This window comes from Aquamicrobium terrae, from assembly GCF_040545735.1.
GTDB classification, from domain to species: domain Bacteria; phylum Pseudomonadota; class Alphaproteobacteria; order Rhizobiales; family Rhizobiaceae; genus Mesorhizobium; species Mesorhizobium terrae_A.
Genome location: NZ_JBEPML010000021.1, coordinates 87,167 through 94,220, shown reverse-complemented (window position 1 = coordinate 94,220; position 7,054 = coordinate 87,167). Strand labels below are relative to the sequence as shown.

Sequence of the window (7,054 nt, the reverse complement as noted above, 5' to 3'; positions counted from 1 at the left end):
CCCGCAGCCTCGCTGCTCAACCTACCCCATATCGATCAAACATCCCGGAAGTCTGCCGCAGCGAAGCGAAGGCAGGCTGTCCGGGATCCATTCCGCGGCTTGGCAAGCATGACGAAAGAGGGGATGGAAGCCGTTTTTGCCTACCGCCCTTCGCGGTACCACATGCCGCCCAGCGCCAGCAGGAGCAGGCCGAGGCCGAGGAAGCCGCCGAACAGGGGCACGCTGCTGACCGATTTCAGCACGCTGTCCTCGGTGTTGCGCAGGCCGATCCAGTCGCCGCCGGAGGCTTCTCCCGATGCGCGCACCGGCACGACCGAGGGCAGGTTGACGCCGCCCGGGTCGGAGCCGGCCAGCCGGCGCACGCTGCCGCCAACCGCCTCGGCCGCCGGTTTCAGCTTGTCGGTGGTCGAAACCACGTCGGCGAATTCCGGGGCGTTCACCGGGCCGACATGGGCAAGCGTGGACAACTCGCCATTGGTGATTTGGTAGAGGCCGATCTCGTCGGTCTCGATGCTGCCGGTGAAGATGCCGGGCTCGGATTGCGCAAGCCGCACCTGCACCTTCTTGCCCGATGGCGTGGTGACTTCCGCGGGGCCGGGGTCCTCGCTCATCGTCTGGCGGCGGATGTCGAGCGCCATGCCGCGTCCGTCGGCGGTCAGCCGCTCCTCCTCCAGCTCCGGTTCCTTCATCAGCCAGTGGGCCAGCCTGCGATAGAGCTGCACATGCGGGCCGCCGCCCTCGTAGCCGCGCGCCCACAGCCAGCCCTGGTCGGACAGCAGCATGCCGACCCGGCCTTCGCCCTTGCGGTCGAGCAGAAGCAGGGGCTGCTCGTCGGCACCCTTCATCACCACCTCGCCTTGCGGGTCCTCGATGCGTACCGTGCGGAACCACCGGCCCCAGCGCGGCGGCTCGCTGGCCGAACCGTCGAGGCCGCGGGTCACCGGGTGGCGCTGGCCAAGCTCGGTCAGGCGCGGATAGAAGGCCTTGTCGATCACCTCGCCGGTGGGCATGGCCGGCAGGGCGGACATCAGCGGCGTGTTGGCGATGGTGCTGTAGCCGGCATATTCGGGACCGGCGGCGATCAGCAGGGCGCCGCCCTTTTCCACATATTCGGCGATGTAGTCGTAATACAGGATCGGCAGCACGTCGCGGTGCTGGTAGCGGTCGAAGATGATCAGGTCGAACTCGTTGATCTTCTCCACGAACAGTTCGCGGGTGGGGAAGGCGATCAGCGAAAGCTCGTGAATAGGTGTCGAATCCTGCTTTTCCGGCGGGCGCAGGATGGTGAAGTGGACGAGGTCGACCGAGGCGTCGGACTTCAGCAGGTTGCGCCAGGTGCGCTCGCCGGCATGGGGCTCGCCCGAGACCAGCAGCACGCGCAAATTCTCGCGGATGCCGTCGACCAGCGCGATGGCGCGGTTGTTGGTGTCGGTGAGTTCGCCTTCCTCGGTGGGAATGGACAGTTCGACGATGTTGCGCCCGGCATTGGGCACGATGATCTCGAGCGGCATTTCCTGGCCGATCAGCGCCTGCTGCGTGCCCACGGTCTCGCCATTGACGGCGATGCGCACATCGACCGACCCCGTTTGCCCGTCGGTCGCGATGACGCGGTAGGTCATGTCGAGCGGCTTGTCGACGAGGCCGAAGCGGGGCGCCTTCTCGAAGCGGACGCGGCGGTCCTTCTCGCCCTCATGGCCGGTGACGAGCGCATGAAGCGGCGCCCCGAACTCGGGCGCGGTGGCGGGCACGTCATGCACCTGCCCGTCGGTGATCATCACCGCGCCGGCGATGCGGGAGTTCGGAACGTCGCGGAAGGCACCTTGCAGCGCCGAGAACAGGCGCGTTTCGGTGCGGTCGCCGGCAGCGGCATCGTTGCGGCCGGTCTCGACCACGCGCACGTCGAACTGGCCGAAGCGGGCGAGGCGCTCCTTCATGCCGGCCAGCGCGGCGTCGGTCTGCTGCTCGCGCTCGCCGATCGACTGGCTCTGGCTGCGGTCCACCACGAGGGCGACGACGCTTTGCAGGGGATCGCGCTCCTCGTCGAGCAGGACGGGGTTGAGGAGGGCGGCGGCAAGCGCCGCCAGCGCCGCGAGCCGCAGGACGGCGCCGCGACGGCGCATCCACAGGCCGGCCAGCGCTAGCAGCGCCAGCGGGATCAGCACCGCCACGAGCATGGGCAGGGAGAGCAGCGGTTCGAAGGACAGCGACCAGTTGTTCATGACATCACCGCTCCAATCCTACTGGCCCAGCCGTTCGAGCAGGATCGGCACATGCACCTGATCGGATTTGTAGTTGCCGGTCAGCATGTACATCATGATGTTGACGCCGCCCCGCAGCGCGTAGATGCGCTGCATCGGGTCCGGCGGCACGGTCGGCAGCAGCGGGCCGCCATCGGCGTCGATGGCCCATGCGCCGGCGAGGTCGTTGGCGGTGATCAGGATCGGCGACACGCCGTCGCCGGTGCGCACCGGCCGGTTGTCGGTGTTGGAGGCGTCGAGCGAGGCTTCCACCCACATCGGGCTGCCGTTGAAGCGGCCGGGAAACTCGGGAAGCATGTAGAACGACTTGGTCAGCACATGGTCGGCCGGCACGGGCTCGAGCGGCGGCACGTTGAGATTGCCGAGAATGTCGCGCAGGCGCTGGGTGGCGGGACTGGCCGAACCTTCCCCGAAGCCGCTGGAATACTGGTCGCGCGTGTCGAACAGGACCGTGCCGCCCTGGCGCATATAGGCGTCGATGCGGGCGATGGCGGCCTCGACCGGCATCGGGCCGGCGGGGTCGATCGGCCAGTAGATCAGCGGGTAGAAGGCCAGTTCGTCCTTGGCGATGTCGACGCCGGCCGGCTCCCCGGGCTCCAGCGCGGTCTTGTCGACGAGGAAGCGGGTCAGGCCCTGGAGGCCGGCGCGGCTGACCGCATCGACGCTGGAAACGCCTGTGATCACATAGGCGAGCCGGGTCGTGGACACGGCCTCGATGGAAATGGCGTCGTCGGGCCTGGCATCGTCCGGGTTGGCATCCTGCGCCAAGGCATTGCCGGCAAGCAGCACGGGCAGGGCGAACAGGACGAACATGGAGGCGGCGGTGGCGGCGTTGCTGCCGCCGCGCGACCGGCGGGCCATGACGCCACCCATCCAGAACACGGCCAGCGTGTCGAGCGCCATCAGCGCCAACGCGGCGGCGATGAGCGGGCCCTTGAGCGGGCTCGATTCATCGAAGGCATAGCTGATCTGCGTCACCGGCACCTGCGCCTGCGGGGGCTGGATCGGCGCAAGCCGGCTTTCGGAGGAAAGCAGGTTGTGGGCCAGCACACCAGCTTCCGAACCGTAGAGGCCGGGCGGATTTTCCATCGTCACTGCATTGCGGGCGCCCGGCGTCAGCGGCCGCGCCTCGGGCGAGGGCGGCACCAGCGCGCCGTCGGCGGCGATCATGCGATAGGGGGCGAGCGCTGCGGCCGTGGTGTCGGCGGAGGCCTCGACATTGCCCTGGTTGCGCGACAACTGCACCACGCGTTGCAGCATTTCCACGAAGCTGCCGGAAATCGGCAGGTTGGACCATGTCGCCGTCGGGGCGATGTGGAACAGCACGATTGAGCCCTTGCCCCGCTTGGCGCCGGTCACCAGCGGCGTGCCGTCGGAAAGGCCGGCCCAGGTGCGGTCCACGATGTCGGGCGAGGGCTCGGCCAGCACCTGCCGGCTCACCGTCACCTCGCGCGGCGGGGTGAGGTCGGCGAAGGGGCCGGAGGCGGGGAAATCCGCCACCGCCTGCGGCGTGGTCCAGGACAGCGCGCCGCCGAAGCTGCGCTCGCCGCTGCGCAACCGCACCGGCAAAAGGTCGTCATTGCCGGCATTGGCAAGGCGCGGGCCGGCGAAGCGCACCAGCGTGCCGCCGCCCTCGACCCAATCGGTGAGCCTCTGCTGCGCCTGCTCGGGCATGGTGCCGACGTCGGACATGACGATCATGGCCGGCTTCTGGTCGAGGATTTGCGGAATGGCCTCGGCAAGATCGGGGTTGGAGGGCTCGATCAGGTCGGCGAAGGGCGAGAGCGCGCGGCGGATGTAGTAGAGCGGCGACAGCAGCGGCTGCGCCTGGTCGGCCTCGGCCTGCGAGATCAGCCCGACGCGGCGGCGCTTGGAGCTTTCGTCCAGCACCCGCACCGCACCGGCGTGAAGCTCGCCGTCGAGCGCGATGGAGGCGAAATCGTTGCGCAGTTCGAACGGCACCGTCATCGTGGCCGTCGCCGTGCTCTCGCCGGCATTGAAGGTCAGCGCGGCGTCGGCGATGCGCCGGCCCTTGTCGTCGAACGCACCGGCCGTGAGCCGGGCCGGACCGGCATTGCCGGGCGCGCGGATCGCCGTCAGCGAAAAGCCGTCCACCTCGTTTTCCGAAGCGGTCAGCGCCACCGGCGCGATGCGGTCGGGCGCGGCCCAGACGAGGTTTGCCGCGCCGCGTTCGAGCAGCGCCTGGAAGGCCTGGTCGTCGCCCGGCGCTTCCAGCCCGTCGCTCAACACGGCGATGCTGGCGTCTGGCATCGAGGCCAAAGTCTCGGCGACACGGGCATAGACCGCCTGCCGGTCGGTCGGGATCGGCCGCGGCGTGGTCGCGCGCAGTCGGTCCAGCGCGCCGTTGGCGTCGAACGGGCCGATATCGGCATTGGGCTTCTCGGCGGTGAAGGCGATGACCACGGGCAGGTCGGAGGCGCCGGCATCGGCGATCAGGCGCTGCGCGGTGGCGACGCGCTTGTCCCAGTCCGGCGCGGAGGCCCAGCCATTGTCGATGACCAGCGCGAGGCCGGCCCCGCCCGTCGCCACCTTCTCGCGCGGGTTCAGCACCGGTTCGGCCAGCGCCATGATGACGAGCGCGGCCATCAGCAGGCGCAGCAGCGTCAGCCACCACGGGCTTTGCTGCGGCGTTTCCTCGCGCTTGAGGACGCGGGCGAGGATTTTCAGCGGCGGGAACAGTTCCGTCTGCGGCTTGGGCGGCGTGAAACGCAGCAGCCACCAGATCACCGGCAGGGCCAGCAACCCGAACAGCACCATCGGTGCGCCGAAGGAGAGCGGCAGCCAGCTCATGCCGTCCTCCTTGATGTCTGGCGCTCCCGGGAGTTCTTCACGCGCTGCATCTCAGATTCGCGCCCCCATTGGATAGCCGCCCGCCGTGCTGAGGGCCGCATGCAGGCGCACCAGCGCCTCGGAGGCGGGGCGGTCGGTATGGTTGACGGTGAAGCTCCAGTCGTGGCGCTTGGCGTGGGCGGCAAGCTCTTCGCGCCGGGCCACGTAAAGGTGGCGGTAGTCGGCGGCCAGCATCTCGGCGCGGCCGGCGGTCAGCCTGTCGCCGCTTTCGGGATCGGTGAATTCGGTGCGGCCCGCATAGGGGAAGGTTTCCTCGGCCGGGTCGGCCACCTCGATCAGATGGGCGCGCACGCCGTTGCGGGCCAGAACGTCCAGCCAGGCGAGCGTTTCTTCCACCGGATCGAGGAAATCGCCGATCAGCACCACGTCGCAGAAGCGGCGGATGCCGGAAAGGTCGGGCCTGTCCGGCAGGGCGGACGCGTGTGCGAGCTGGGAGGCGATGCGCTCGGCGCCGTTGCGGGCGCTGAACGGGTCGGTCAGGCCCAGCCAGCCGATGCGCTCGCCGCTGCGCGACAGAAGTTCCGCCGCCGCCAGTGCCAGCACCAGCGCGCGCGCCTGCTTGGAGACGCTGGCGAGCGTCGACTTGTAGAGCATGGAGCCGGACATGTCCGCCCACAACCACACCGTATGCGCGGCTTCCCACTCCCGGTCGCGGATATAGGTGTGATCGTCGCGGGCGGAGCGGCGCCAGTCGATGCGGCTGACGGATTCGCCGTCCACATAGGGCCGGAACTGCCAGAAATTCTCGCCGATGCCGCGCTTGCGGCGGCCGTGCCAGCCGGCGGTCACCGTGTTGACGATGCGCCGGGCCTCGATGAGCAGGTCCGGCACCAGGGCCACGCGCTGGCGTGCCCTTGCCAGCGCCTCGCGCGCTTCGGCAGGTGCCTGGAGCTCGCCGATCCTGGGCATCAGATCGCCTTTGCAAGCCTCGCCACGACATCGCGCACGCTCATGCCCTCGGCGCGGGCAGAGAAGGTCAGCGCCATGCGATGTTGCAGGACAGGCTCGGCCAGTGCCTTCACGTCGTCGACGGAAGGGGCGAGGCGGCCGTCATAGAGGGCGCGGGCGCGGGCGCACAGCGTCAGCGCCTGGCTGGCGCGCGGGCCGGGGCCCCAGGCGACATCGCGGTCGGTTTCGGTCACGCCCTGGCCGGGGCGGGCCGAGCGCACCAGCTTGAGGATCGCCTCGACCACGCTTTCGGGCACCGGCATGCGGCGGATGAGGGTCTGGATCTCCTTCAGGCGTTCCGGCCCGATGGCGTTCGTGGCCCGGGCCTCGGCGGTGCCGGTCGTCTCCAGCAGGATGCGCCGTTCCGCGTCCAGATCGGGGTAGAGGATGTCGATCTGCATCAGGAAGCGGTCGAGCTGGGCTTCGGGCAGGGGATAGGTGCCTTCCTGCTCCAGCGGGTTCTGCGTCGCCAGCACATGGAAAGGCGCCGGCAGGTCGAAGCGCTGGCCGGCCACGGTGACGTGGTATTCCTGCATGGATTGCAGGAGAGCCGACTGCGTGCGCGGCGAGGCGCGGTTGATCTCGTCGGCCATCAGCAATTGCGCGAAGATGGGGCCGGGAATGAAGCGGAAGGAGCGGCGGCCGTTCTCGTCCTGCTCCATCACCTCGGAGCCCAATATGTCGGAAGGCATCAGGTCCGGCGTGAACTGGATGCGGCGCGCGTCGAGGCCGAGCACGGTGCCCAGCGTCTCGACCAGCTTGGTCTTGGCCAGACCCGGCACGCCGACCAGCAACGCGTGGCCACCGGCCAGAAGCGCCACCAGGGTGCGCTCGACCACGCTTTCCTGGCCGAAGATCACCTTGCCGACGCCCTCACGCACCCGCGAAATATCGGCCAGCGCCTTTTCGGCCTGGGCGATCATGTCCTTTTCGGTGATCGGGCTTTCGGTGACGATGACGCTCATGGTGCCTCGATC

Annotated in this window: 4 protein-coding genes; all 4 read right to left on the bottom strand. The window is 69.1% G+C overall.

The genetic code is table 11. The features are described from left to right. Positions 1-140: 140 nt before the first annotated feature. The 4 genes from ABID37_RS22125 to ABID37_RS22110 are packed head-to-tail and all read right to left on the bottom strand — an operon-like array spanning position 141 to position 7,042. Positions 141-2,219, bottom strand: coding sequence for a hypothetical protein (locus ABID37_RS22125; RefSeq protein ID WP_354198749.1), 2,079 nt, complete (start codon positions 2,217-2,219; stop codon positions 141-143). 18 nt (positions 2,220-2,237) lie between these two features. Continuing rightward, complete coding sequence (locus ABID37_RS22120) at positions 2,238-5,069, bottom strand: DUF4159 domain-containing protein (protein WP_354198747.1); 2,832 nt, start codon at positions 5,067-5,069, stop codon at positions 2,238-2,240. Between the two features lie 51 nt (positions 5,070-5,120). Next, positions 5,121-6,038 (bottom strand): DUF58 domain-containing protein, encoded by a 918-nt coding sequence (locus ABID37_RS22115; protein WP_354198745.1) that lies wholly within the window; start codon positions 6,036-6,038, stop codon positions 5,121-5,123. Then, complete coding sequence (locus ABID37_RS22110; protein WP_354198744.1) at positions 6,038-7,042, bottom strand: AAA family ATPase; 1,005 nt, start codon at positions 7,040-7,042, stop codon at positions 6,038-6,040. Before ABID37_RS22110 ends, ABID37_RS22115 begins: the two co-directional genes overlap by 1 nt. Positions 7,043-7,054: the final 12 nt, after the last annotated feature.

What these genes read in the sequence shown, in the direction of transcription:
- ABID37_RS22120 (WP_354198747.1), bottom strand. Translation starts at nt 5,069, where the DNA reads ATGAGCTGGCTGCCGCTCTCCTTCGGCGCACCGATGGTGCTGTTCGGG.
- ABID37_RS22125 (WP_354198749.1), bottom strand. Translation starts at nt 2,219, where the DNA reads ATGAACAACTGGTCGCTGTCCTTCGAACCGCTGCTCTCCCTGCCCATG.
- ABID37_RS22110 (WP_354198744.1), bottom strand. Translation starts at nt 7,042, where the DNA reads ATGAGCGTCATCGTCACCGAAAGCCCGATCACCGAAAAGGACATGATC.
- ABID37_RS22115 (WP_354198745.1), bottom strand. Translation starts at nt 6,038, where the DNA reads ATGCCCAGGATCGGCGAGCTCCAGGCACCTGCCGAAGCGCGCGAGGCG.